General features: G+C 64.1%; 25 protein-coding genes. 17 read left to right on the plus strand and 8 right to left on the minus strand.

The window, feature by feature from the left end; translation table 11 throughout:
- Window positions 1-8: 8 nt before the first annotated feature.
- Together RAD04_RS13775 and RAD04_RS13780 are read right to left on the minus strand one after the other, a co-directional pair.
- Complete coding sequence (locus RAD04_RS13775; protein ID WP_018323571.1) at window positions 9-287, minus strand: PepSY domain-containing protein; 279 nt, start codon at window positions 285-287, stop codon at window positions 9-11.
- Between the two features lie 192 nt (window positions 288-479).
- Complete coding sequence (locus RAD04_RS13780; RefSeq protein ID WP_461624222.1) at window positions 480-830, minus strand: hypothetical protein; 351 nt, start codon at window positions 828-830, stop codon at window positions 480-482.
- Between the two features lie 105 nt (window positions 831-935).
- Between RAD04_RS13780 and RAD04_RS13785 the strand changes: the two genes are divergently transcribed.
- Complete coding sequence (locus RAD04_RS13785; protein WP_461624223.1) at window positions 936-1,466, plus strand: TetR/AcrR family transcriptional regulator; 531 nt, start codon at window positions 936-938, stop codon at window positions 1,464-1,466.
- Between the two features lie 125 nt (window positions 1,467-1,591).
- Window positions 1,592-1,789: a Trm112 family protein gene (locus tag RAD04_RS13790; RefSeq protein WP_028139353.1), complete on the plus strand. Its 198-nt coding sequence runs from the start codon at window positions 1,592-1,594 to the stop codon at window positions 1,787-1,789.
- 66 nt (window positions 1,790-1,855) lie between these two features.
- On the opposite strand, the gene RAD04_RS13795 is transcribed toward RAD04_RS13790, so the two are convergent.
- A complete protein-coding gene (locus RAD04_RS13795) occupies window positions 1,856-3,076 on the minus strand; it encodes a ubiquinone biosynthesis hydroxylase (RefSeq protein WP_461624224.1) in 1,221 nt (406 codons plus the stop codon).
- A gap of 138 nt (window positions 3,077-3,214) precedes the next feature.
- On the opposite strand from RAD04_RS13795, the gene tesB reads away from it, so the two are divergent.
- Entirely contained in the window at window positions 3,215-4,078 is an 864-nt protein-coding gene (gene tesB / locus RAD04_RS13800; protein WP_018323567.1) for an acyl-CoA thioesterase II, read from the plus strand.
- A gap of 37 nt (window positions 4,079-4,115) precedes the next feature.
- Here tesB and RAD04_RS13805 read toward each other — a convergent pair whose 3' ends face one another.
- The gene (locus RAD04_RS13805; RefSeq protein WP_461624225.1) at window positions 4,116-5,018 is read right to left on the minus strand and encodes a DUF4339 domain-containing protein; all 903 of its coding nucleotides are present in this window, start codon (window positions 5,016-5,018) and stop codon (window positions 4,116-4,118) included.
- 236 nt (window positions 5,019-5,254) lie between these two features.
- Here RAD04_RS13805 and RAD04_RS13810 point away from each other — a divergent pair, with 236 nt between their 5' ends.
- The 9 genes from RAD04_RS13810 to xth all read left to right on the plus strand — a co-directional run bounded on the left by RAD04_RS13810 (window position 5,255) and on the right by xth (window position 15,624).
- On the plus strand, window positions 5,255-5,593 hold the full coding sequence (locus RAD04_RS13810; protein ID WP_018323564.1) for a P-II family nitrogen regulator: 339 nt from the start codon (window positions 5,255-5,257) through the stop codon (window positions 5,591-5,593).
- Window positions 5,594-5,724: 131 nt separating this feature from the next.
- Window positions 5,725-7,026 carry an ammonium transporter gene (locus tag RAD04_RS13815; RefSeq protein ID WP_461616484.1) on the plus strand — a complete coding sequence of 434 codons (1,302 nt, stop codon included), beginning with the start codon at window positions 5,725-5,727 and terminating at the stop codon, window positions 7,024-7,026.
- 310 nt (window positions 7,027-7,336) lie between these two features.
- Window positions 7,337-7,675, plus strand: a complete 339-nt coding sequence (locus RAD04_RS13820) for a P-II family nitrogen regulator (RefSeq protein WP_008142813.1) — start codon at window positions 7,337-7,339, stop codon at window positions 7,673-7,675.
- 38 nt (window positions 7,676-7,713) lie between these two features.
- The gene (locus tag RAD04_RS13825) at window positions 7,714-9,162 is read left to right on the plus strand and encodes an ammonium transporter (protein WP_018323562.1); all 1,449 of its coding nucleotides are present in this window, start codon (window positions 7,714-7,716) and stop codon (window positions 9,160-9,162) included.
- Between the two features lie 218 nt (window positions 9,163-9,380).
- Window positions 9,381-9,785 (plus strand): GFA family protein, encoded by a 405-nt coding sequence (locus RAD04_RS13830; RefSeq protein WP_461624226.1) that lies wholly within the window; start codon window positions 9,381-9,383, stop codon window positions 9,783-9,785.
- A gap of 261 nt (window positions 9,786-10,046) precedes the next feature.
- Window positions 10,047-11,261 carry an aminotransferase class I/II-fold pyridoxal phosphate-dependent enzyme gene (locus RAD04_RS13835; RefSeq protein ID WP_461624227.1) on the plus strand — a complete coding sequence of 405 codons (1,215 nt, stop codon included), beginning with the start codon at window positions 10,047-10,049 and terminating at the stop codon, window positions 11,259-11,261.
- A 9-nt stretch (window positions 11,262-11,270) separates the two neighbouring features.
- Window positions 11,271-13,748, plus strand: a complete 2,478-nt coding sequence (locus tag RAD04_RS13840; RefSeq protein ID WP_461624228.1) for a DNA translocase FtsK — start codon at window positions 11,271-11,273, stop codon at window positions 13,746-13,748.
- Between the two features lie 151 nt (window positions 13,749-13,899).
- A complete protein-coding gene (locus tag RAD04_RS13845) occupies window positions 13,900-14,655 on the plus strand; it encodes an outer membrane lipoprotein carrier protein LolA (RefSeq protein WP_461624398.1) in 756 nt (251 codons plus the stop codon).
- A 153-nt stretch (window positions 14,656-14,808) separates the two neighbouring features.
- Window positions 14,809-15,624: an exodeoxyribonuclease III gene (xth, locus tag RAD04_RS13850; RefSeq protein WP_461624229.1), complete on the plus strand. Its 816-nt coding sequence runs from the start codon at window positions 14,809-14,811 to the stop codon at window positions 15,622-15,624.
- Window positions 15,625-15,711: 87 nt separating this feature from the next.
- On the opposite strand, the gene RAD04_RS13855 is transcribed toward xth, so the two are convergent.
- A complete protein-coding gene (locus RAD04_RS13855) occupies window positions 15,712-16,155 on the minus strand; it encodes a cyclic nucleotide-binding domain-containing protein (RefSeq protein ID WP_018323556.1) in 444 nt (147 codons plus the stop codon).
- Window positions 16,156-16,213: 58 nt separating this feature from the next.
- The gene (locus RAD04_RS13860) at window positions 16,214-16,900 is read right to left on the minus strand and encodes a response regulator transcription factor (RefSeq protein ID WP_007598630.1); all 687 of its coding nucleotides are present in this window, start codon (window positions 16,898-16,900) and stop codon (window positions 16,214-16,216) included.
- A gap of 203 nt (window positions 16,901-17,103) precedes the next feature.
- On the opposite strand from RAD04_RS13860, the gene RAD04_RS13865 reads away from it, so the two are divergent.
- Both RAD04_RS13865 and RAD04_RS13870 read left to right on the plus strand, forming a co-directional pair.
- Window positions 17,104-17,673, plus strand: coding sequence for a L,D-transpeptidase family protein (locus RAD04_RS13865; RefSeq protein WP_461624399.1), 570 nt, complete (start codon window positions 17,104-17,106; stop codon window positions 17,671-17,673).
- A 6-nt stretch (window positions 17,674-17,679) separates the two neighbouring features.
- Window positions 17,680-18,465: a 2-keto-4-pentenoate hydratase gene (locus RAD04_RS13870; protein ID WP_461624230.1), complete on the plus strand. Its 786-nt coding sequence runs from the start codon at window positions 17,680-17,682 to the stop codon at window positions 18,463-18,465.
- 163 nt (window positions 18,466-18,628) lie between these two features.
- On the opposite strand, the gene RAD04_RS13875 is transcribed toward RAD04_RS13870, so the two are convergent.
- Complete coding sequence (locus tag RAD04_RS13875) at window positions 18,629-19,318, minus strand: YggS family pyridoxal phosphate-dependent enzyme (protein WP_461624231.1); 690 nt, start codon at window positions 19,316-19,318, stop codon at window positions 18,629-18,631.
- A 108-nt stretch (window positions 19,319-19,426) separates the two neighbouring features.
- On the opposite strand from RAD04_RS13875, the gene RAD04_RS13880 reads away from it, so the two are divergent.
- Window positions 19,427-21,124, plus strand: a complete 1,698-nt coding sequence (locus tag RAD04_RS13880; protein ID WP_461624232.1) for a diguanylate cyclase domain-containing protein — start codon at window positions 19,427-19,429, stop codon at window positions 21,122-21,124.
- A gap of 57 nt (window positions 21,125-21,181) precedes the next feature.
- Here the strand turns inward: RAD04_RS13880 and RAD04_RS13885 are convergent, their stop codons facing one another.
- Window positions 21,182-22,228 (minus strand): GGDEF domain-containing protein, encoded by a 1,047-nt coding sequence (locus RAD04_RS13885; RefSeq protein WP_461624400.1) that lies wholly within the window; start codon window positions 22,226-22,228, stop codon window positions 21,182-21,184.
- A 191-nt stretch (window positions 22,229-22,419) separates the two neighbouring features.
- Between RAD04_RS13885 and leuS the strand changes: the two genes are divergently transcribed.
- On the plus strand, window positions 22,420-25,056 hold the full coding sequence (gene leuS / locus RAD04_RS13890; protein WP_461624233.1) for a leucine--tRNA ligase: 2,637 nt from the start codon (window positions 22,420-22,422) through the stop codon (window positions 25,054-25,056).
- Window positions 25,043-25,594, plus strand: a complete 552-nt coding sequence (lptE, locus tag RAD04_RS13895; protein ID WP_018323549.1) for an LPS assembly lipoprotein LptE — start codon at window positions 25,043-25,045, stop codon at window positions 25,592-25,594. The genes leuS and lptE overlap by 14 nt, the downstream gene beginning before the upstream one ends.
- Window positions 25,595-25,717: the final 123 nt, after the last annotated feature.

Raw genomic sequence — 25,717 nt, forward strand, 5'->3', positions numbered from 1 at the left:
GATGACCCTTACTTGGCGATCGTGTGCTTCAGGCTGAGATCTTCGGGGCTGTAGAACAGCTCGTAAAGCTTGCCTTCCTTGACGCCGTAGACCTCATAGCAGGAGCCTTCGATCTTGGAGCGACGCACTTCGTAGCCGAGCGCCTTGGCCTTGGCTTCGGCCTCGCTGGCCGGCTTCCATGACGCCTTGTCGAGCTTGGTGCAATCCTTGAATCCGTCGGCCATGGCCGCCGACCCCATGCCCATTCCAACCGTCAGTGCAATGGCAACAACACGAATGACCTTCACGAACGTCTCCTCCTCTGTCGTGCGCGCTACGCGAGCCGCGAGCGGGACCGAAGGAAGCAAAGGAGGAGGTGAAGTCAATCGGGTTCGCGCATGGATCGCTTTAGATAAGTTCTAACATCCGAAAAAAGTTGAGTGCTCTCCGTGCGCAGTGCAGATTTGGCGCGCCTCTGCGGCCTTACGCCTCACGCGCAGCTAGTAGCCCGCAACCGCCAGTACGACGACCGCGCTGAGCATCATCCAGCCGAAGTGCCGGCCGCGCGTAGCCCATGCGTTGGCGAGAGCGGAGAAGCCGAACACGCAGGCCATGGTGGCAACGATCCAGTGCCGCGCCGGCTCCGAGCCCATCCAGGGCGCCGCGATCAGGAGGACGCCAGCGCCAATCCAGGCGACGGTCGAGGCTTGCCAGACCAGGCGGATCAGGGTGCGCAGCCGTTCCGGCTCGATGCGGGCCCGGACGAACACCTTGGCCTCGCCGAGGTAACCGTGGATGAGGGCCACGGCAATGGTCAGGACGCCGGCGCACTGGAGCAAGAGATCACGCATCGTCATGGCTCCCGAAGAGTCGTCCATACATCTGTGTATGGTGAAATAAGCGCTGGTCCGCGGCCTGTCAATACACTAGTGTATGGTCTGATCCCGGAAACTGACATGACCGAACAGCTCTCCGCCGACGACTGGATCAAGGAAGGTCTCAAGGCGCTCGCCAAAAGCGGCTTCACCGCGCTCAAGGCCGATCCGTTGGCAAAATCCATGGGCGTGTCGCGCGGCAGTTTCTATTGGCATTTCGCCGATCTCCGCGCGTTCCAGGCCGCGGTGCTGAAGCGCTGGCGCGAGATCGCGGCCGAGCGGATCATCGCCGATGTCGAGGCCGCCAGCGACGAACCGCTCAAGGCGCTGCTGCGGAGGTCGTTCGGCGCGCGGCTCGAGCTCGAACGCGCGGTGCGCAATTGGGCGGCCTTCGATGCGGCCGCGCAAGGGGCCGTGCGCGCAATCGACCGCCGCCGGCTCGACTATATCGAGGGGTTGCTGGAAAAACGCGGGCTCACCCCGGCAACCGCGCAGGCCCGGGCGCAGATCCTGTATTGGACATTCCTCGGCTTCGCCCTGTCAGGCGCGCCGGTGCCGGCAGCACGGCTGCGGGCCCTGCTCGACGAGGTCTTGACGATGGTCTCCGCGTAGATTTCTTATTTTGACGCGTTTTCTTTGCGCGAACCGGTAACCTACTGCGCTGGAAAACGCTTTGGCAGCCGCGATGGGCGGGCGCGGATTTCTGTGCTAGAGGCAACCGATTGCCGGAGACTCCAATGAACGCGTCCACCGAACGTCCCGAAGCCAGTGTCGATCCCAAATTGCTGGAGATTCTCGTCTGCCCGCTGACCAAGGGCCCGCTGGAGTTCGATTCTGCAAAGCAGGAGCTGATCTCGCGCAGCGCCAAGCTGGCTTATCCGATCCGTGACGGCATCCCGATCATGCTGCCGGAAGAGGCGCGCAAGATCGATTGAGGCGGCGAATAGGGAATGGCGAGTAGCGAATGGATCCACTCGCCATTCGCAGCTCACCCTTCGCCCTTACAACGCCTCGCCCTTCAGCAGCCGCGGCACCTCGCCCGTCAATCCCGCGGCTTGGCGGATGAAGAGGTTCTTCAGCGGCGGAGCACGGTCGACGAGGCCGAGGCCGATGTCGCGGACGGTGCGCAGCAGCGTCGACTGGTTGGAGAACAGGAAGTTCAGCGAGTTGGTGGCAACGCCCATCGCCATGGTGTCGAAACGGCGCCAGCGCTGGTAGCGCTCGAGCACGTCGGCGGCGCCGAGATCCATGCCGAGCCGCGCGGCATCGACCACGACTTCGGCCAGCGCGGCGACATCCTTCAGGCCCATGTTGAGGCCCTGGCCCGCGATGGGGTGGATGACATGGGCGGCATCGCCGACCAGCGCGAGGCGGGTGGCGATGAACGAGCGCGCGACGAAATAGGACAGCGGAAACGCGCGCGGCTTGTCGAGCGCCTTCACCTCGCCGAGATGCAGGCCAAAACGCTGCTCGAGCTCGGCGTGAAACTCTTCGTCGCTGAGAGCAATGATGCGCGCGGCCTCAGCTCGGCGCTCGGTCCATACCAGCGACGAGCGTTTTCCCGAGAGCGGCAGGATCGCGAACGGGCCCGCCGGCAGAAAATGCTCTTCGGCGCGGCCCTCGTGATCGCGCTCATGGCCGACGGTGACGACGATGCCGGATTGGTCGTACTCCCAGCCATGGGTGGCGATGCCGGCGCGCTCGCGCAGCTTTGACCTTGCACCATCGGCGGCAACCAGCAGGCTGGCTGCGATGACGCTGCCGTCCCCGAGCGCCACGTCGATGCCCTCGGCGCGCGCATCGTAGGATGCGACCGTGGTGGCGCGCAGATCGATGCCCTCGGCCTCGGCACGCACCACCAGCGCATCGATCAGGCGGCGGTTCTCGACCATATGCGCGAAGGGCTCGCCCGGCGCGACATCGCCGGCAAAATTGAGGAAGACCGGACGGGTGGCGTCTTCCAGTTTCGAGTCGGTGACGACCATGTCGAGGATCGGCTGCGCCTCGCTCCTGACGTCGTCCCAGGCGCCGATCGCCTCGAACAGGCGGCGGCAGGCGGCGACGATCGCGGTGGCGCGCGGGTCGCGGCTCGGCCGCGTGGCGAGCGCGGGATCGGCGACGATGACGGGAATCTCGGGCCCGAGCCCCTGTCGCAGCGCCAGGGCCAGCGCAAGCCCTGCAAACGCGCCGCCACCAATGACAATGCTACCCTGTACCGACATACCCAAATTCCCGGTCAAATCCTGGTCTTGCTAGCAGACTTGAGGTGGGCGAAACAGTGCGGTGAAACAAGGGCGGAACGGCCCCATTGTGTCATTCCGGACCATCCGCCCCGGAACGACGGCGAGAAAGCTCACTCCATGTCCAAAAGCCTGATCGACCTCATTTCGATCCTCGACCTCGAGCAGCTCGAGGTGAATCTGTTCCGCGGCAACAGCCCGAAGACCAGCTGGCAGCGGGTGTTCGGCGGCCAGGTGATCGGGCAGGCGATGGTCGCGGCCTGCCGCACGGTCGAGGGCCGGCTGCCGCATTCGCTGCACTGCTATTTCGTCCTCCCGGGCGATCCGCAGATCCCGATCATCTACCAGGTCGAACGCCTGCGCGACGGCAAGAGCTATTCGACCCGCCGCGTCACCGCGATCCAGCACGGCAACGCGATCTTCTCGATCATGGTGTCGTTCCACGCCGAAGAGGAGAGTGCGTTCGACCATCAGGACAAGATGCCCGACGTGCCACCGCCGGAGAAGCTCACGGCGGAGGAGGTGGCGAAGCAGCCGATGTTCAAGGAGATGCCGGAGTTCATCCGCCGCTACTATGAATCCGACCGTCCGATCGAGCTGCGTCCGGTCGAGCTCGGCCGTTATTTCGGCCAGAAGATCGACGACGGCCGCATTCACGTCTGGATCAAGACCGCCGCGAAGCTGCCCGACGATCCAGCGCTGCACATGTGCGCACTCGCCTACGCCTCGGACTTCTCGCTGTTGGACGCGATCATGGCACGCTATGGCCGCACGCTGTTCGACAAGCGCATGATGCCGGCCAGCCTCGACCATGCGATGTGGTTTCACCGCCCGTTCCGCGCCGACGAATGGCTGCTCTACGCACAGGATTCGCCGAGCGCGCGCGGCGGCCGCGGCCTGACCCGCGGCTCGATCTTCAAGCCGGACGGAACGCTGGTCGCCTCCGTCGCGCAGGAAGGCTCCGTGCGCGAACGGAAGTCCTAGCTATGAGCGCGAGATATCGCGCTCATAGCTTTCCAGATCATGCCGCCTGCGATCCGCGCGGTGCGAGCACGGTCTGCGACGCGAACCAGTTCATGATCCAACGATAGACCCACGGGATCGGGATGATCAGGCTGCACAGGATCGCAGCGACGATGCCACGCCAGAGGATATCGAGACCAGAGCCCTTGAACACGATCTCGCGCCGCGTGCCCTCGATGCTGCGGCAGAACCAGCGCATCTGGGCTGCAGCGACCCAGGCCCAGCCGATGATGGTGATGATGGAAATCGCAAACAGCAGATTCCAGCCGATATAGGCCCAGACCGAACCGGTGAAGCTCAAGCCCAAAGGCTGCTCGTTGGAGGCAAGGTTCGCGATCAGCCATTTGATCAGGAGCCAGTAGAGCACGATCTGGACGATGAAGAGCAGATTGCTCAGCAACTGGCTGCCGACGAAGCCGAGCACGATCGCCAGAACGATGAAGCCGAAAAACCAGGGCACCAGCGTCATCGCGCTGCCGGTAAAGCTGAGATTGGGGCGCCCGGGGACCTTGATGCAGGGCACGATCCATTTCGTGTACCAGACGAACAGCCACGGCACCGGGATGATGAAGCACGAGCCGATCGCGAGCAGGAGCGTGCGCCAGGTGAACTCGAGGACGCCGAAATCGACCGCCAGCGATCCGGCACCTCCGCTTCCGCCTCCGCCGCCGGCATAGCCACCGGAGCCCATCATCGGCGGGCCGCCTGCCGGGACCATCGGCGGCGCGCCGCCGCCCCCGACCAGGCCGGGGATTTCGGCGGCCTTTTGCCAGCTGGCCATGCCCTCGGTCCACACCAGCGTATCCGGGCGCACGACGCCCTGGGCGACGAGATCGCGGAATTGCCCTTCCGGAAAGGGCCCCTGCTGCTTGCCCTCGGATGCGTAGAACCAACTCGCCATGAAGCGTCCCCTCAAAATACTTATGTACCGCTTGGCAGGCGCGGGTTCACCGCATCCATGCCAAAAATGCATTGTGAAGGATGAACGGATGCCCTGTACAGAGGCGGCCGTTCATAAGCTCAAACGTTTTTCCGCTTCAGTCTGCAACTTTTTTATGCCATTTGCCCGGAAAGATGCCAGATTGACGCTGCGCCGGGGACATACGGCGCGGCGCATCCCGAAGAATAGGCCTGACCATGAAACTCGTCGTCGCGATCATCAAACCCTTCAAGCTCGATGAGGTCCGCCAGGCCCTGACAGCGATCGGCGTCCACGGCATGACCGTGACCGAGGTGAAGGGTTATGGCCGGCAGAAGGGCCACACCGAGATCTATCGCGGCGCCGAATATGTCGTGAACTTCCTGCCGAAGCTGCGCATCGAGATCGCGGTCGCCTCCGACGTCGCCGACAAGGCGGTCGCCGTGATCACCTCGACCGCGCGCACCGGACAGATCGGCGACGGCAAGATCTTCGTCACACCGATCGACCACGCGCTGCGCATCCGCACCGGCGAAACCGACAGCGACGCGCTCTAGATTTTTGTTTCGACGCGTTTTCTGCACGCGAGCCGGGTATCCGCTTCGCTCGAAAACGCTTTGATCTTCTTCGATCGCACCGGGCAACGACGCCACAATGTGCGACGCCAATTGATGCCGGGGGGAACGACATGGCGGGATATTTGCGCCGCGCAGCTGCCATGGCTGCGCCGATCGGACTTGTGTCGATCATGGCTTCGCCGGCACGCGCCGCGGCCTCCGAGATCAACACCGCCGATACCGCCTGGATGATCGTCGCCACCGCGCTGGTGCTGATGATGACGATCCCGGGGCTCGCGCTGTTCTATTCCGGCATGGTGCGCAAGAAGAACGTGCTCGCCACCATGGCGCAGAGCCTCGCCGCGGTGACTTTGATCTCCATTCTCTGGGTCGCGTTCGGCTATTCGCTGTGCTTCGTCGGCGATGGCCCGTGGATCGGCACGCTCGACCGCTGGTTTCTCGCCGGCATGACCATGGACAGCGTCAACCCGGCCGCGAAGACGATCCCGGAATCGCTGTTCATGCTGTACCAGATGACGTTTGCCATCATCACGGTGGCACTGGTCGCCGGCTCGGTCGCCGACCGGATGCGGTTCTCGGCCTATCTGTTGTTCTCCGTCGCCTGGTTCATCTTCGTCTACATTCCGCTGGCGCATTGGGTGTGGGGCGGCGGCTTCCTCAACAGCATGGGCGTGCTGGATTTCGCCGGCGGCCTTGTCGTGCATCTGTCGGCCGGCACCGCCGGCCTCGTCGCCGCCAAGGTGATGGGGCGCCGTCACGGCTACGGCAGCGAAAATCTCTCGCCGTTCGATCTTTCGCTTGCAGTGATGGGCACCGGTTTGTTGTGGGTCGGCTGGTTCGGCTTCAACGGCGGCTCGGCGGGCGCGGCCAATTCACGCGCGGTGATGGCGATCATCGCGACCCATCTTGCGGCCTGCTCCGGCGCGCTGACCTGGGGCGCGATCGAATGGTCGACGCGGCGCAAGCCTTCGGTGCTCGGCATGATCTCCGGCGCGGTGGCCGGCCTCGGCACCATCACGCCGGCCTCCGGATTCGTCGCACCCTGGCACGGCATCGTCATCGGCATCATTGCGGGTGCGGTTTGCTACTGGGCCTGCACCTGGCTGAAGCACCGCTTCAACTATGACGATTCGCTCGACGTGTTCGGCGTCCACGGCATCGGCGGCCTCACCGGGACCCTGCTCGCCGGCGTGTTCGCGACCAGCGCCATCGGCGGCACCGCCGGCCTGCTGGAGGGCCACCCGCAGCAGCTCCTGATCCAGTTTTATGGCGTCGCCGTCACGTTCGTCTGGTCGGCCGGCGTGAGCTTCATCCTGCTCAAGCTGGTCGGCCTGTTCGTGCCCTTGCGCGTATCCCGTGAGCACGAGCTTGAGGGGCTGGATATTTCGCAGCACGGCGAGGCCCTGCAATAAGCGACGACGCTACGTAATTACCTCTAAGCTGCCCGACGCATGAGCAATATTGTGTCGGCAGCCTGTCATGCTCTCATTTTGAGCAGGCATGACCATGTTTTGGGCGCGACGGAATAGCGCACTGCACCGCAGTACAGGTCCACTGCGAAAACCCCCGTTTTCATAGTCCGTTAGGGGACATGCCCGATCTGGCACGGCATTTGATTCTACGGGTCCAGGCTGTGCCCGCGTAGTGAACTTTCTCCCTCGTGGCGAACCAGTCGAGAACGCCCGGCCACGTCCGGACCGGGCCCAAGCGGGGATAGGACCCATGAAAATTGTTATGGCGATTATCAAGCCATTCAAGCTGGAAGAAGTCCGTGACGCCCTGACCGCCATCGGCGTTCACGGTCTCACGGTGACGGAAGTCAAGGGATATGGCCGCCAGAAGGGCCATACGGAAATCTATCGCGGCGCCGAATATGCCGTGAGCTTCCTGCCCAAGATCAAGATCGAGGTCGCTGTCGCCTCCGACCAGGTCGACAAGACCATCGACGCCATCACGTCCGCCGCGAAAACCGGACAGATCGGCGACGGCAAGATCTTCGTCATCAACCTCGACCACGCGGTGCGCATCCGCACCGGCGAGGCCGATGCCGCGGCCCTTTGATTTCGCGCTCAACCTTTATCCAATCAGGAGTGAATAATATGACGTTCAAGCGTCCCTATGGCGCGGGATTGGCGGCTCTCGCAGTCGGCCTGTTCGCTGCGACCGCAGCCTACGCCGAGCCAACGGTCAACAAGGGAGACAACGCCTGGATGCTGACATCGACAGTGCTGGTGCTGTTGATGACGATCCCCGGCCTCGCGCTGTTCTACGGCGGTCTCGTCCGCTCCAAGAACATGCTCTCCGTCCTGATGCAGGTGTTCTACACCGTCTGCGTCGTCACCGTGATCTGGGCCGTGTACGGCTACAGCCTCACCTTCACCGGCGGTTCCGACTTCATCGGCGGCTTCTCCAAGGCCTTCATGATGGGCGTCACCACCGATACGAAGGCCGCGACCTTCTCGGTCGACGCCAACATCTCGGAGCTCATCTATGTGTGCTTCCAGATGACCTTCGCGGCGATCACGCCCGCCCTCATCGTCGGCGCCTTCGCCGAGCGCATGAAGTTCTCGGCGATCGCCCTGTTCATCCCGCTCTGGGTCACGCTGATCTACTTCCCGATCGCGCACATGGTCTGGTACTGGCAGGGTCCGGACCTGATCCAGGATGCGGCCAAGGCGCTCGCTGCTGCCACTGATGCGGCCGCGAAGACCGCGGCGCAGGCCAAGCTCGACGAGATTAATGCCGACGCCGGCTGGATCTTCAAGAAGGGCGCGATCGACTTCGCGGGCGGCACCGTGGTGCACATCAACGCCGGCATCGCAGGCCTCGTCGGCGCTCTCCTGATCGGCAAGCGCGTCGGCTACGGCAAGGAGCTGATGGCCCCGCACTCGCTGACCATGTCGATGATCGGCGCCTCGCTGCTCTGGGTCGGCTGGTTCGGCTTCAACGCCGGCTCCAACCTGGAAGCCAACGGCGGCGCTGCGCTGGCCATGACCAACTCCTTCGTCGCCACCGCAGCCGCCGCGCTGTCGTGGATGTTCGCGGAGTGGATCATCAAGGGTCATCCGTCGGTGCTCGGCGTCATCTCCGGCGCTGTCGCGGGCCTCGTGGCGGTCACCCCTGCAGCCGGCTACTCCGGCGTCATGGGCGCGATCGTCCTCGGCCTCATCGTCGGCGTCGTCTGCCTGTTCTTCTGCACCGTCGTGAAGAACGCGCTCGGCTACGATGACAGCCTCGACGTGTTCGGCGTGCACTGCGTCGGCGGCATCGTCGGCGCCATCGGCACCGGCATCCTCGTCAACCCCGCCCTCGGTGGCGCTGGCGTCATGGACTACACCGCGATCCCGCCGAAGGTCGGCGACTACGACTTCGCGGCGCAGATGATGTCCCAGATCTGGGGCGTCGGCACCACGCTGGTGTGGTCGGGCATCGGTTCGGCGATCCTCTACAAGGTCGTCGACGTGATCGTTGGCCTGCGGACCAATGTCGAGAGCGAGCGTGAAGGCCTCGACATCACCGAGCACACCGAGCGCGCCTACAACATGTAAGTCTCCTCCCGGGCGTGGTCTCCTTGGAGACCACGCCCAGAACTACGGTTCGGGCACATACCCGGCAATGCCCTGACCGTTGAGGGGCTCCAGCGCAAGTTGGAGCCCCTTTCTTTTTGGCAGGGTTCTTTTTGATCTCACCGCGAAGAAAAGAATTGCCATTCCGCACCGGCGGCGCAGAAATATCGACCACAAGAAACAATAATCGGGAGGTCGTCATGCGTTTGGAAGGCGGATGCTATTGCGGCGAAGTGCGTTACAAAGCCGAAGGTGATCCGATGATGCAGGCCCAGTGTCACTGCCGCGAGTGCCAATACATCTCGGGCGGCGCGCCCAACACCTTCATCGCGATGCCGGTGGCCGGCTTCAGCTACACCTCGGGGCAGCCCAAGCAGTTCACGCGCAAGGATCTCGAACGTGCCGTCACACGCGAATTCTGCGCCGAATGCGGCACCCATCTAGTGACCAAGGTTCCGGGACTGCCGGCGGTGGTCGTGAAGGTCGGCACGCTGGACGAGCCAAAGCAATTCCAGCCGCAGATGGCGATCTACACCTGCGACATGCAGGAGTTTCATGCGATCCCCGCGGGGATGAAGACATTCGAGAAGCTGCCGGGGCGCTGAGGCCACGATGACGGTGCGCTCCCTCCCGAGCATGCGGGGGAGGGCTCGGGAAAGGGTGTCTCCACAGCGGGGTTCCCCGAGAGGAGCGAGCCCTCACCCGCCATGCATCCCGTTGTTATCCGGCCTCATTATTCCTGCTCTGGACGGAGGCGGCGGCCGATGGTTAATCGCGTCTTAACCTCGCCCTATCTATGGTGAACTGAACCGCTTCCCGCCGGGGCCTTCGCGCGACCGGCTGTTCCGAGAGTGCTGGCGCCCAGAATGGTCATGACCGCTTCATCCCGTGCGCCACAGGCCAGTGGAAACTCCGATGCCGGACGCTCGCCCTTCGTCCGGCTGAACGAGTTGCTGGCGCCGCATCAACCCGGCAAGCCCTTGATTTCGCTCGCAGTCGGCGAGCCCCAGCATCCGGTGCCTGATTTCGTCGGCCCGGTGCTGGCCAAGCACATCGCCGATTTCGGCCGCTACCCGATGAATCAGGGCACCGACCCGTTCCGCCAGGCCGCCAGCGCCTGGCTGTCGTCGCGCTTCAAGCTGCCGCGACCGCTCGACCCCAAGAGCGAGATGCTCGTCCTCAATGGCAGCCGAGAGGGGCTGTTCCTCGCCGCGATCGCGGCGGTTCGCTATGTCGGGCCACGCCCCGGCAAACCGGCGATCCTGATGCCGAATCCGTTCTATCCGGTCTACGGCGCCGGCGCGGGTGCCGCAGCTTGCGAGCCGGTCTACCTGCCGACCACGGTCGAGAACGGCTTCCTGCCTGACCTCGATGCCATCGACGAGGCGACGCTGGCGCGCACCGTGGCGTTCTATCTGGCCTCGCCGGCCAATCCGCAGGGCTCGGTCGCCTCGCGCGACTATTTCACCCGCCTGAAGAGCCTCGCCGATCGCTACGGCTTCATGATCCTCAGCGACGAATGCTATTCGGAGATCTATACCCGCGACGCACCGGGCAGTGCGCTCGAATGCGCCGGCCCCGATTTCACCCGCGTGGCTGCGTTCCAGTCATTGTCGAAGCGCTCGAACCTGCCGGGCCTGCGCGTCGGCTTCGCCGCCGGCGACAAGAAATTCATCGGCATGTTCCTGGAGCTGCGCAACATCGCGGCGCCGCAGGTGCCGGTGCCGCTCCAGCATGTCGCGACCTTTGCCTATGGCGACGAGGCGCATGTCGAGGAGAACCGCCGGCTCTACCGGATCAAGTTCGATCTCGCCGACCAGATCATCGGCAATCGTTACGGCTATCGCCGGCCCGACGCCGGCTTCTGCGTCTGGCTCAACACGTCCGAGATCGGCGACGACGTGTCGGTGACGCTGAGACTCTTCAAGGAAGCAGGCGTGCGCGTCGTGCCCGGCAGCTTTTTGGCGCGGCAACAGCCCGACGGCTTCAATCCCGGTGCAGGCTATATTCGCCTGGCGCTGGTGCAGGATGGCGAGACCACGGCGCAGGCGTTGCACCGGCTGGTCGAGACTCTGGGTTAGGCGGGGCCCATGAGCATGTCGGCAATCGAACGTGTCATTCCACTGGTCGGCCATCTGCCGCCCTCGATCCGCGAGGGACTGGCGCGGCGCGTGCGCGAGCTCACCGGCTTCGGCCTGATCGCGTTGTCGGGCGTTGCCTCGGCAGCGCTGATGACCTGGTCGGTGCAGGACCCCAGCCTGAGCCATGCGACCTCGAGGCCAATCCGCAACATTCTCGGTTATGCCGGCGCGATCGGCGCCGACCTTGCGATGCAGATCCTCGGGCTCGGCGCCATCATGCTGGTCCTGACCGTCGCGGTCTGGGGCTGGCGCATGATGACCCACCGCCCGTTCGACCGCGAGGCGCTGCGACTCGGCTCCTGGATTCTCTGCACCGTGATCGCGGCAGGCTTCGTCAGCTGCTGGCCGCATGGCGGCGCATGGCCGCTGCCGACCGGCCTCGGCGGCGTGGTCGGCGATGCGCTGGTGCGCGCGCCCGCAGTGATTTTCGGCCCGGCCGGCACGATCTATCGCGTGGTGCTGGGCACGATCCTGTTCGCCGCGATGGCCGCGACCTTCCTGATCGCCTGCGGCCTTGGCGCCCGCGAGCACGATGACGACCTGGCGGAGATCGAGGACGACGACAAGCCGCTCGACGAGGACGAGGAGAACGATCGGGGCTCGGTGTCGCTGGGCTGGCTGTTCCATGCGCTGATGAGCACGAAGGCGCGGCTGATCTGGCTGTGCGGTGCCGCTTACCGCTCGCTGGTGTCGAGCGGCCCGAAGACCAAGGCCGTGGCGTTCAGCCGCCAGGAGCCGAATCTCGGCGGCGGCCGCGCCGCGCCCTCGATCTCGCCGCAGTCCGAGGACGAGGACTACGAGGATCAGCACGAGGAAGAGGAAGAAGACGAGGAGGAAGAGGAGGAGCCCGCCGCGCGCGCCCCGCGCAAGAAGGCTGCCCCGAAGGCTGCTGCCAAGAAATCCTCCGACAAGTTCGAGCTTCCGTCCGTCTCCGTGCTGGCCGCGCCCAAAGCCGGCGATCGCCAGCCGCTCAGCAAGGCCGAGCTGGAAGCCAATTCGCGTTCACTCGAAGGCGTGCTGCAGGACTTTGGCGTGCGCGGCGAAATCGTCAAAGCCAATCCGGGCCCCGTGGTCACGCTGTACGAGCTGGAGCCGGCGCCCGGCATCAAATCCTCGCGCGTGATCGGACTTGCCGACGACATCGCCCGCTCGATGAGCGCGCTGTCGGCGCGTGTCGCCGTCGTGCCCGGCCGCAACGCCATCGGCATCGAGCTGCCGAATGCGCACCGCGAAAAGGTCTATCTGCGCGAGCTGCTGATCGCCAAGGAAGCCACCGAGACGGTGGCGAAGCTGCCGCTCTGCCTCGGCAAGACCATCGGCGGCGATCCTGTGATCATCGACCTCGCGCGCACGCCGCACATGCTGATCGCCGGCACCACCGGCTCCGGCAAATCGGTCGCCATCAACACCATGATCCTCAGCCTGGTCTACCGGCTGCGCCCGGACCAGTGCCGCCTGATCATGGTCGATCCGAAGATGCTCGAACTCTCCGTCTATGACGGTATTCCCCATCTGCTCACGCCCGTCGTGACCGACCCGAAGAAGGCGGTGGTCGCGCTGAAATGGGCCGTGCGCGAGATGGAAGAGCGCTACAAGAACATGGCCAAGCTCGGTGTGCGCAACATCGACGGCTACAACACGCGCCTGCTCGAATTGAAGGCCAAGGGCGAAGAGCCGACGCGCACGGTTCACACCGGCTTCGACAAGGAGACCGGCAAGGCGATCTACGAGGAAGAGAAGCTCTCGCTCGACCCGCTGCCCTACATCGTCATCATCGTCGACGAAATGGCCGACCTGATGATGGTCGCCGGCAAGGACATCGAAGGCGCGGTGCAGCGCCTCGCGCAGATGGCGCGCGCCGCCGGCCTGCACGTGATCCTCGCGACGCAGCGTCCGTCGGTCGACGTCATCACCGGCACCATCAAGGCGAACTTCCCGACCCGTATCGCCTTCCAGGTGACGTCCAAGATCGACAGCCGCACCATTTTGGGCGAGATGGGCGCCGAGCAGCTGCTCGGCCAGGGCGACATGCTCTACATGGCCGGCGGCGGTCGCATCAGCCGCGTGCACGGACCTTTCGCCTCCGACGAGGAAGTCGAGAAGGTGGTGCGTCACCTCAAGACGCAGGGCCAGCCGGAATATCTCGAGGCCGTCACGGCCGAAGAGCCCACCGAGGACGAGGACGGCGCGGTGTTCGACGCCACCGGCATGGGTGGCGATGGCGGCGGCGACCTCTTCCAGCAGGCCGTTGCGATCGTCAAACGCGACCGCAAGGCCTCGACCAGCTACATCCAGCGCCGCCTGCAGATCGGCTATAACCGCGCCGCATCCTTGATGGAGCGCATGGAACTGGAAGGCATCGTCGGACCCGCCAACCACGCCGGCAAGCGCGAGATTCTGGTCGAGGAAGAAGACAGCCATATGTGAGGCAGCCGCCTCCAGACATCATTTCACGCGAAATCGTTATCTGCTTTTGCCCGAAATCACGCTAAAAGACGCCCAGCCACGTTAGGACGACGCGTTGATCAGACATCCGGACATTCGATTCGCTGCCACCATCGCTGCGCGAAGCGCGCGCGTGGCCGGCGTGCTTCTCGTCACCGCTGCGATGGTGACGGCGTCCTCGCTCGCGCAGAACGTCCCGGTGCCGAAACCCGCGCCGAAGGGCCGCGACGGCGGAGCGTCCGCCGGCGGGCCCGCTGTCACCGGCGCGACCCAGACGCCGCCAAACCCGGTGATCCCGGATCCGCGCCGCAACGTGCCGACCAGCATCTTCCAGACCTTCGATGCCAACCAGAAGGCGCAGGCCGCCAAGGTCAGTGCCTATCTGTCGTCGCTGTCGACGCTGGTCGGGAATTTCGTCCAGGTCGGTCCCGACGGCAGCAAGACGCAAGGCGATTTCTACATCCAGAAACCTGGCAAGGTGCGCTTCGAATATGACGCGCCGAGCCCGATCGACATCGTCGCCGACGGATCCTCGCTGGTGGTGCGCGACCGCAAGCTCGCGACCCAGGACGTCTATCCGCTGTCGCAGACGCCGCTGCGCTTCCTGCTGTCGGATCGCATCGACCTGATGAAGGACACCAATGTCGTTGGCGTCTCGGCCGACGACGTCTTCGTCAGCGTCACCATCGAGGAGAAGCAGGCACTGGTCGGCACCAGCCGCCTGCTGCTGATGTTCGGCGCCAAGGACGGCCAGTTGAAGCAGTGGACCGTCACCGATCCGCAGGGCTACGACACCACGATCGCGGTCTACAATCTGGACTCGAGCAAGAAGCTCGATCCCGGCATGTTCAAGATCGATTTCACCAATTACGGCCCAGCGCCGGGATAGGTCTCGTAGAGTGGGTTAGCGCAGCGTAGCCCACCACTTCTGCTACCGCGGTGAAAGACCGTGGTGGGTTACGCCTTCGGCTAACCCACCCTACGAGAGCTCGCTGTGGACAAGCATTTTCCCCGCGGCAATCCATGCTAAGACGCAGCCCTCATGCGTTTTTCCCTGACAACCTGGAACATCAACTCGGTGCGGCTGCGCATCGATCTGGTCGCGAAATTCCTCAAGAGCGCACGGCCGGACGTGCTGTGCCTGCAGGAGACCAAGTGCATCGACGATGCCTTTCCGCTGAAGCGCTTCAAGCGGCTTGGCTATGAGCACGTCGCGTTGAACGGGCAGAAGGGCTATCACGGCGTCGCCATCGTCTCGAAGATTCCTTTCGAATCGACCGATATCCGCACCTTCTGCGACAAGCTGGATTCGCGTCACATCTCCGTATCGTTCGGCGAGAAGGCCAATATCGCAAAGCCGCTGGTGGTGCATAATTTCTATGTGCCCGCCGGCGGCGACATTCCCGATCCCGCGCTGAACGAGAAATTCGATCACAAGCTTCGCTTCCTCGACGAGATGAAGGCGTGCGAGCCGCTGCATCCGCGCGGCGAGGATCGCCACATCCTGGTCGGCGATCTCAACGTCGCCCCGCACGAGAACGACGTGTGGTCGCACAAGCAGCTTCTGAAGGTGGTCTCGCACACGCCGATCGAAACCGAAAAGCTCAAGGCCGCGCTGGCCGCCGGCGAATGGGTCGACGTCGCGCGCGAGCGAATTCCAATGTCGGAGAAAGTCTACACGTGGTGGAGCTACCGCTCTGCCGACTGGACCGTCGGCGATCGCGGCCGCCGGCTGGACCACATCTGGGTCTCGCGCGCGTTGAAGGATGCGGTCAGCGATTTCAGGATCCTGCGCGATGCGCGGAGCTGGGAGCGGCCGTCGGACCATGTCCCTGTGACGGTGACGCTGGAGGTGTGACCTCTCGTAGCCCGAATGGAGCGCAGCGAAATCCGGGACAGTTTTTCCGCACGCCAGAATCCCAGATTGCGCTGCGCTTCATCCGGGCTACGATGTCAGCTTCGCACCCGCCATCAGGATATCGCTAGCGATCTGGCTGGAGCGCACCGCGAACTCGTCGCGCAGCCGAACCGCCGCGGCGGGGTCGCTTTCGAGCACGCGCTGGAACAGGCTGCGTGCGACGCGGATGACGGAGGAATGCTCCAGCGCGATCGCGCTCGACGGCCGCTTCATCGGCACCACCAGCGCGAGCTCGCCGATCAACGCGCCGGGGCCAGCGATCATCTCGGCGCCGGCGCCGTCATCGACCCGGAAGGCGCCGCGCTGGACCACGAAGCCGGCATCGGCGTCGTCGCCGAGATTGAACAGAGTATCGCCTCGGACGAAATTGCGCTGCTCGGAGCCGATCGCCAGCATGCGCAACGAGGCGTCTCCCAACAGGCGCAATGTCGGGACACGCTCGAGAAGCGCTACGTCGTCGTCGATTGACATTCAGATCCGAGGCTCAAAGGCGTGCAATCTAAAACGATTCGCACCCCCTTCGAGCGTATCACGGCACCAGCTTGTAGCCACCGGCTTCCGTGACCAGGATTTCCGGGTTGGCGGCGTCCTTCTCGATCTTCTGGCGGAGGCGGTAGATGTGGGTTTCCAGCGTGTGGGTGGTGACGCCGGAATTATAGCCCCAGACCTCCTGGAGCAGGGTCTCGCGCGAGACCGGCATCTGGCCGGCGCGGTAGAGGAAGCGGAGGATGGCGGTCTCCTTCTCCGTCAGCCGCACCTTGCGCGCATTGGCGGCGGTGAGCATCTTGGAGCCGGGCCGGAAGGAGTAGGGGCCGACCGAGAACACCGCGTCCTCGCTGGCCTCGTGCTGGCGCAGCTGGGCGCGGATGCGGGCCAGCAGGACCGCGAAACGAAAGGGCTTTGCCACATAGTCGTTGGCGCCGGATTCAAGCCCCAAAATCGTATCGGAATCGGTGTCGTGCCCGGTCAGCATGATGATCGGAGCCTTGAAGCCGCCCTTGCGCAAGGAGCGAACCACTTCGCGGCCGTCGGTGTCGGGCAGGCCGACGTCCATGAGGACGAGATCGGGAGCATTGGCCTTGGCGGCGCTCGCGCCTTTGGCGCCGGTATCGACCGCGGAAGCTTCGAATTCCTCGTGTAGCGATAATTGCTCCACCAACGTGTCGCGCAGATCGGTATCGTCATCCACGATCAGGATCTTGCGGGCATTGGCCATAGGGGGTCATCCTTTTGGGGTCCGGCTCGGCGCGCATCCATGCTGCACCCAGCCGTGAGGGGAAGTTTAGGGGTCGCCGTTATTATTGTTGTTCGTGTTGAAGTAGTGGGCTGTTACCGATTCACAAGCCAGAAGCACTCTAACTCAGAATAGCAGGCCGGTTTGATGAATGTCCTGTAATGAATTCGACATTGCACGCTCACATGAAAAATAAAGCAGCTTCAGTTGGTTACACCAAAAATCGAAGCGCCGGACCGCTCTCGGTGATCCGCGTTAAGGCTGCGGCCGGGAATCCGCGCCGAGGCTGGCTGACGGCGGGATCGCTGACCATGCCGGTCGCGCTGGGGCGGGGCGGCATCCTGGCCAACAAGCGCGAGGGCGACGGCGGCACCCCCAGAGGCAGCTTCCGTCCCCGGCGCCTGTGGTGGCGGGGCGACCGGCACAGCCGTCCGCAGAGCTTCTTGCCAGCCCGGATCATCACCGGAGAGGACGCCTGGTGCGAGGACCCCAGGGATCGCCTTTACAACCAGGGAATTCGGCTCGACGAAGGGCAGGGCGGCGACCGACTCAAGCGGGCCGACCATCTCTATGACTTCATCATCGAAATCGACCACAACACACGACCGCGGGTCGCCGGCCGCGGTAGCGCGGTATTCTTGCACCTGGCCCGTGACAATTTCGGCCCGACCGCGGGCTGCGTCTCCATGACGAAATCTGCGATGCTGCAATTGCTGCGGCGATTGGGGCCACGAACAAGAATCATCATCGGGTGAGGATGCATGCTCGACAGGGATCAGATCGCGGCCGCCTCGCGCGTGCTCGTTCAACATTGGCGCGACGGCACCAAGCTTGACGTGCTGGAGCTGCGATTGCGGCCGCAGAGCCGCACGGAGGGCTACGCCATCCAGGCCGGGCTCGAAACATTGTCGCACGGGACGTTGTTCGGCTGGAAGATCGCGGCCACGAGCGTATCAGGACAGAAGCACATCAATGTCACGGGACCGCTGGCCGGACGCATCATGAGCGACACAGTGATCGCCGATGGCGGCACTGCGTCGATGAAGGGCAACGAGATGCGCGTCGGCGAGCCTGAATTCGCCTTCCGCATGGGACGCGATCTGGCGCCGCGTGCAACGCCGTACACTGTCGATGAGGTGCTCGCCGCCGTCGACACCTTCCATCCTGCGATCGAGATTCCCGATTCCCGCTTTGCCGATTTCGCCAGAGCGGGCGAGGCCCAGCTGATCGCCGACAATGCCTGCGCGCATCTGTTCGTGCTGGGCGCGGCGACGACTGCGAACTGGCGTGCGATGGATCTCGTCGAGGAGCGGCCGCTGATCACGCTGCGCGGCGAGCGCTATGTCGGCCATGGCAAGAACGTGCTCGGCGATTCCCGCGTAGCGCTCGCCTGGCTCGCCAATGAGCTGCGCGGGCTTGGCCTGACCTTGCGGGCAGGGGAGGTGGTGACCACAGGCACGTGCCATCCGCCGCTGCCGATCCAGGCCGGCGATCATCTCGCGGCGGACTTTGGCGTGCTGGGGAAAGTGTCGGTGGGGTTTGTGTAAGTAGCCTCATGCTCGGCTGTCGTCCCTGCGAACGCAGGGACCCATAACTCCGGGGAGAAGTTTGACGAGGATTGGGAGTTACCTGAGTTTCGCCGGTACGAAGACCGCCCACCAAACAAAGATTGCGCGGTATGGGTCCCTGCATGCGCAGGGACGACGGGAATCACCTGTGCCCGAAGATCGCGCTGCCCACGCGGACATGGGTGGCACCCAGCATGATGGCGTTGGCGAAATCCGCGCTCATGCCCATCGAGAGATTCGTCAATCCATTACGCGCGGCGATCTTGGCGGTCAGCGCGAAATGCGCCGCCGGCGGCTCGTCGACCGGCGGGATGCACATCAATCCGGAGATCGTCAGCCCATAGCTGTCGCGGCAGCTGGCGAGGAAGGCGTCGGCCTCGCCGGGCGCGATGCCGGCCTTCTGCGGCTCCTCGCCGGTGTTGATCTGGACGAAGAGTTGCGGGTGCTTGTTCTGGGATTCGATTTCCTTGGCTAACGCCTGGCAAATGCTCGGACGGTCGACCGAATGGATCGCGTCGAACAGCGCGACCGCCTCTTTGGCCTTGTTGGATTGCAGCGGTCCGATCAGATGCAGCGCGATGCCCGAGTAAACAGACGTTAACGCAGGCCACTTGCCTTTGGCCTCCTGCACCCGATTCTCGCCGAATACGCGCTGTCCGGCGTCGATAACCGGGGTAATTGCATCCGCGGCGAAAGTCTTGGACACCGCGATCAGCGTCACGGAGGCGCGATCGCGTCGCGCATCCTTGCAGGCGCGGGCGATTTCGGCTTCGACCGCGGCGAGCGCGTTTGGTGAATGGCCGGTTACCGGCGCGGCGTTGGCTTCTGTCATGACGTCGCTTGGCTGTGATCCTGACCGAGGTAAGTCCAATTTTACCGAGTTCAAGAAAGAGTTTTTGAACCCTTCGCTTTACCTTGGCCGACGGGGTGGGTAGCGAAGATGGCAAGAATCAGTCTCAACCGCAAACGAGCGAAACTCAAGCAGGTTCTCGGAATCCGGGCGCGGCTTGCATTGCTCGCGGTGATTCTGGTGGCGCCCTTGATGCTCGAGCGCATCCGTTCGCTCGAAGATACCCGCACCCGGCAGATCGCGCAGGCCACGGTTGAATTCACCACTGTCGCGCGACACAGCGCCGATGCGCAGCGCGAGGTGATCTCGTCGGTCGAGACCATCCTGAAATCGGAGGCCTTCATTCGTGCCTCCGCCGGCGGCGTCAGCAAGAGCTGCGACGTGCTGCGCGCGAGCCTGCCGTCGAACCTGCCCTGGATCCGCACGCTTTTGATCGCGGGCGTAGACGGGCGCATCCAGTGCGCGACGAACAATATGTATGTCGGCCTCGACCTGAGCGACCGGTCCTACTTTCAGCAGGCCCAAACGAGCGGCCGCTTCGTGCTGAGCGATTTCATCCTGTCGCGGCCGATAGCAGCACCGACGGTGATGGCGGCTTATCCCGTATCGGCCTTCAGCGGCGTCTCCGATGCCGTCGTCCTTGCCACGGTCAATCTCGACTGGATGTCGAAGGTCATGAGCAATCTGGGCGGCCGCGCCGGCATCACGGCCGTGCTGGTGGACAGCGCAGGCACCGTGCTGGCCGCTCCGGCCGATCAGCACAGCGCAGTCGGCCGTCCGCTCGACAACATGCCGCTGATGTCGGCAATCGCCGACAGGGCGCTGCGTTCCGACCAGGATGAAGGCTCACTGTCTTTCCTTGCTGCCGACGGCTCGCGCCGCGCAGTCAGCTACATCCGCATCTCCGGCACCAACGCCCGCCTGATCGCCAGCATCGACGAAGACAAGGTATCCGCAGCGGTCAACCGCGATATCCGCACCGCCTATCTCCAGCTCGCTTTCGTCGTCGTGTTCGTCCTGCTCGGCGCACTGATCGCCGCTGAAAAGCTCGTCATCAAGCCGATCGAGATGCTCGTCGACATGGCCAAGCGTCTCGGCGAGGGCGATCTGTCGGCCCGCGCGGCGCGCAATCGCTTGCCGGCCGAGTTCGTGCCGCTGGCCCGCGCGTTCAACGCGATGGCGGCGCAGCTAAGCCAGCGCGAGCGCGAGCTGATCGCGAGCAACGACCGGCTGACGGTAATGGCCTCGATCGACATGCTGTCGGGGCTCGCCAACCGTCGCGGCTTCCAGAGCCGGCTCGACTTCGAATGGATGCGCGCGCAGCAATATGGCAGCGACCTCGCGCTGCTGATGATCGACGTCGATCATTTCAAGCTGTTCAACGACACCTATGGCCATCTCGAAGGCGATTCCTGCCTGACCAGGCTCGGCGAGTCGCTGTCCGGCATCGCCGCCGACACGATGGGCTTTGCGGCGCGCTATGGCGGCGAGGAGTTCTGCCTGCTGCTGCCGAACACCGATGTGAACCGCGCCGTCGAAATCGGCGAGCTGGCCCGCGCAGCCGTGCTGAAGCTGTGCCTGCCGCACATCACCTCAGCCCACATGATCGTCACCGTCTCGATCGGCGTTGCCGCGACGAAGCCGAACGAGGCCTTGCGTCCCGGGGACCTGATCGAAGCCGCCGACGCCGCGCTCTACGCCGCAAAACACCGCGGCCGCAACAATGTCGTCGAGCACGGCGTGCAGGCAATCGAGACCGGCGCCGCCGAAATGATGATGGCGGGCTGATCGTCAGCCAAGACCAACGTCATCACCAACGTCGTCGTCTCCACGCCCCGCAACAGGCTACCCCGCGGTCCCCAAACGATCGAGCTCGGTCTCCGTCACCACGCGATTGCGGCCGCTGCCCTTGGCGAGATAGAGCGCGCGGTCACAGCGCTCGATGAGATCGGTGATCGCCTCGCCGGCCCGGTACTGCGCCACGCCGATCGACACGCTGATGCTGGGCAGGACCTCGCCGGTGGAGCGGCGGGTGATCGTGCATTCGGCGAGCGCGTGCCTGATGTGCTCGGCGATCTCGGCACAGGTGGCGAGATCGGCATCCGGCAGCACCGCGATCAGCTCCTCACCGCCATAGCGGGCCGGCAGATCCTGCTGGCGAACCTTTTCACGCAGCACCTTCGCCATCAGGCGCAGCACCTGGTCGCCGACGCCGTGGCCGAAATTGTCGTTGAAAGTCTTGAAGTGGTCGATGTCGAGCATCAGCACGCTGAGCGGCTCGCCCCACGCCGCGGTCGCCTGTGCCTTGCGCAGGAATTCGTCGAGCGCCCGCCGGTTTGCGAGTCCCGTCAGCGTGTCGGTCCGGGCGCGTTCCTCGGACCTCGATAGCGAATCGCGGATCACGTCGAGCTCGCGGGTCTTTTCCGCAAAGCCTGCTTCCAGCCGTGTCGCCCGTGTGGCGGCCCGCGCCAACTCGTTCATGAGCTGGGCAACCAGCGACTTCGGATCGACGCCGGCCTTGCCCTGGTCCGCCACCTCGCTGATGACCTGCATCTGCGAATGATTGTCGGCGATCGCAGTCGCCAGAAACTCCTTCGCGGCCCCCATGAGCGTTTGCAGCCGCTCGGACGTGTCGACCACGGCGGCACTCACCTGGGGCGCGACATAGGTCTTGAACAGGTCCTGATTGGTTCGGGCGTCGAACGGACGATTGTGGTCGATCAGAAGATCAATCGCGTTGCGCAGATCCTCGTGGCCGTCCCCGAAATACAGGAACCAGACGGCAAAATTGGCCGGGGTCGGCGCAATCCGCTGTTCGGCCATGCTCCGCATCGCCCGTCCGGCAATGGAGGCGGCATAGTCGTAATCGGGCTCGTCGAAGCTGGAATCCATCGCACTCATGCGGTCTCGTCGGGCCGCAAATTGGCATTGACCCCTTAATCACACCCCAACGCCGACCTTCGTAGTTATGCGGAGGCGCCGGCGAAGTTCCAAACTGCGGCAACCCATTGACCCCCTAAGGACTTCTATGGCCTAGTCCGCCGTCTTGAGACGGCCGAACCCACGAAAACCCCAACGATTCCATGACCTCCGAACGCTATAACGCCCGCGACGCCGAACCGCGCTGGCAACGCCTCTGGGACGAGCAGGCGATCTTCGTCTCCAAGAACGACGATTCGCGGCCGAAATACTATGTGCTCGAGATGTTCCCCTACCCGTCGGGACGCATCCATATCGGCCATGTCCGGAATTACACGCTCGGCGACGTGCTGGCCCGCTTCATGCGCGCCAAGGGGTTCAACGTGCTGCACCCGATGGGCTGGGACGCCTTCGGCCTGCCGGCCGAGAATGCCGCGATCGAGCGCAAGGTCGCGCCGAAGGCCTGGACCTACGACAACATCGCCGCGATGAAGAAGCAGCTCCGCTCGATCGGGCTGTCGCTGGACTGGTCACGCGAATTCGCGACCTGCGACCCCAGCTACTACAAGCATCAGCAGAAGATGTTCCTGGACATGCTCGGTGCCGGCCTCGCCGAGCGCGAGAAGCGCAAGCTCAACTGGGATCCGGTCGACATGACCGTGCTCGCCAACGAGCAGGTGATCGACGGCCGCGGCTGGCGTTCCGGCGCCGTTGTCGAACAACGGGAAATGAGCCAATGGGTCTTCAAGATCACGAAGTACTCGCAGGAGCTGTTGTCCGCGCTCGATGGGCTCGATCGCTGGCCCGACAAGGTGCGGCTGATGCAGCGCAACTGGATCGGCCGCTCGGAAGGGCTGCTGGTCCGCTTCGCGCTGGATGCGGCGACGACGCCCGCCGGCGAGAGTGAGCTGAAGATTTTCACGACGCGCCCGGACACGCTGTTCGGCGCAAAGTTCATGGCGATCTCGGCAGATCATCCGCTGGCGCAGGCAGCCGCCGCGAAGAACCCCGAGCTTGCGGAGTTCATTGCCGACATCAAGAAGATCGGCACCGCGCAGTCGATCATCGACACCGCGGAGAAGCAGGGCTTTGACACCGGCATCCGCGCGGTGCACCCGTTCGATCCGAATTGGAAGCTGCCGGTCTATGTCGCCAATTTCGTGCTGATGGAATACGGCACCGGCGCGATCTTCGGCTGTCCGGCGCACGACCAGCGCGACCTCGATTTCGTCAACAAGTACAATCTCGGCAATACGCCAGTCGTCTGCCCCGAGGGCCAGGACCCGAAGTCATTCGTCATCACCGACACCGCCTATGACGGTGACGGCCGCATGATCAATTCGCGCTTCCTCGACGGCATGACCATCGATCAGGCCAAGGACGAGGTGGCGAAGCGCCTAGAGACCGAGCTGCGCGGCAACGCGCCGGTCGGCGAACGGCAGGTCAATTTCCGCCTGCGCGACTGGGGCATCTCGCGCCAGCGCTATTGGGGCTGTCCGATCCCCGTCATCCATTGCCCGAAATGCGATGTGGTGCCGGTACCGGATGCCGATTTGCCGGTGACGCTGCCTGACGATGCGACGTTCGACAAGCCGGGCAACGCGCTCGACCATCATCCGACCTGGAAGCACGTCACCTGCCCCAAATGCGGCGGCAAAGCCCAGCGCGAAACCGACACCATGGACACCTTCGTGGATTCGTCCTGGTACTTTGCGCGCTTCACCGATCCCTGGAACGAGACCGCGCCGACGACGCCCGCCGTCGCCAACCGGATGCTGCCGGTCGACCAATATATCGGCGGCGTCGAGCACGCGATCCTGCATCTGCTCTACAGCCGCTTCTTCACCCGCGCGATGAAGGCGACCGGGCACATCGCGCTGGACGAGCCGTTCGCCGGCATGTTCACGCAAGGTATGGTGGTGCACGAGACCTACCAGAAGGCCGACGGCACCTATGTGCAGCCGGCCGAGGTCAAGGTCGAGGTCGGCGGAAATGGGCGCCGCGCAACGCTATTGACGACGGGCGAAGACATCCAGATCGGCCCGATCGAGAAGATGTCGAAATCGAAGAAGAACACGGTCGACCCCGACGACATCATCGAGACCTACGGTGCCGATGTCGCCCGCTGGTTCATGCTGTCGGATTCCCCGCCCGACCGCGACGTGATCTGGAGCGACGAGCGCGTCCAGGGTGCCTCGCGTTTCGTGCAGCGGCTGTGGCGGCTGGTGAACGATTCCATCGAGCTCGGTAAAGCCGCGCCGGCGGCCCGGCCGGCCAGCTTCGGCCCCGACGCGACCGCCTTGCGCAAGGCCGCCCATGGCGCGCTCGACAAGGTCACCACCGGAATCGAGCGGCTGCACTTCAACGTCTGCCTGGCCCATATCCGCGAATTCGCCAATACCTTCTCGGAGATCCTGCAGCGCCCCGGCCAGCCAACCCCCGATTTGGCTCCAGATTTAGCTTGGGCGATCCGGGAAGCCGGCCAGATCCTGGTCCAGCTGTTCTCCCCGATGATGCCGCACCTTGCCGAAGAGTGCTGGCAAGCTCTGGGCCAGAGCGGGCTGGTTTCCGAGGCCAATTGGCCGCAAATCGAACGCGATTTGCTGGTTGAAGACAGCGTGACCCTCGTGGTCCAGGTCAACGGCAAGAAGCGGGGTGACGTCACAGTTGCAACAGCGGCCCAGAATCCGGAAATCGAGGCTGCCGTTTTGGCTCTCGATGCGGTAAAACTGGCCCTGGACGGCAAGCCCGTCCGCAAGGTGATCATCGTCCCCAAGAGGATCGTAAATGTTGTCGGCTAGGATCCGCATCGCAGCCCGCTTGCTGGCGGTCGCCGCATTGGCGGCGCTGACGGCTGGTTGCTTCCAGCCGATGTATGCCGAGCGTGGCGACGGCACCCCCGGCTTGCGCGAGAAGCTGATGGGGGTCGAGCTCCCGCCGATCGCCAAGCCCAATGCCTCCCGCGAGGCCCGTGTCGGTGTCGAAGTCCGCAATGCTCTCGCCTTCAAGCTCTACGGCACCGCGACCGGAATGCCGCCGACCCATCGGCTGGACATCCGCTTCACCTCCAGCCGTTCTTCGCTGATCGTCAGCGCCACGACGGGATTGCCGACCAGCGAAAACCTCGGCATCGACGCCCAGTACAATCTGATCGAGGTCGCGACCGGCAAGTCGGTGATGACCGGCACCACGTTCTCGCGCGTGTCCTATGACATGCCCGGGTCCTATCAGCGCTTCTCCCGCACCCGCGCCGTCCGCGACGCGGAGGATCGTGCCGCCAACGAGATCGCCGAGAACATCACGACCCGGCTCGCCTCGTTCTTCACCGCTGGCACCTGATTATTCCCGTCATTCGGGGCTCGCGAAGCGAGAACTACGGTGCGCAATTGCGCACCTGAGAATCTCGATTCCCAACCTCTGGATTCCGGGTTCGTGCTTCACGCGCCCCGGAATGACAAGGTA

The organism is Bradyrhizobium sp. 25ACV (assembly GCF_054863005.1).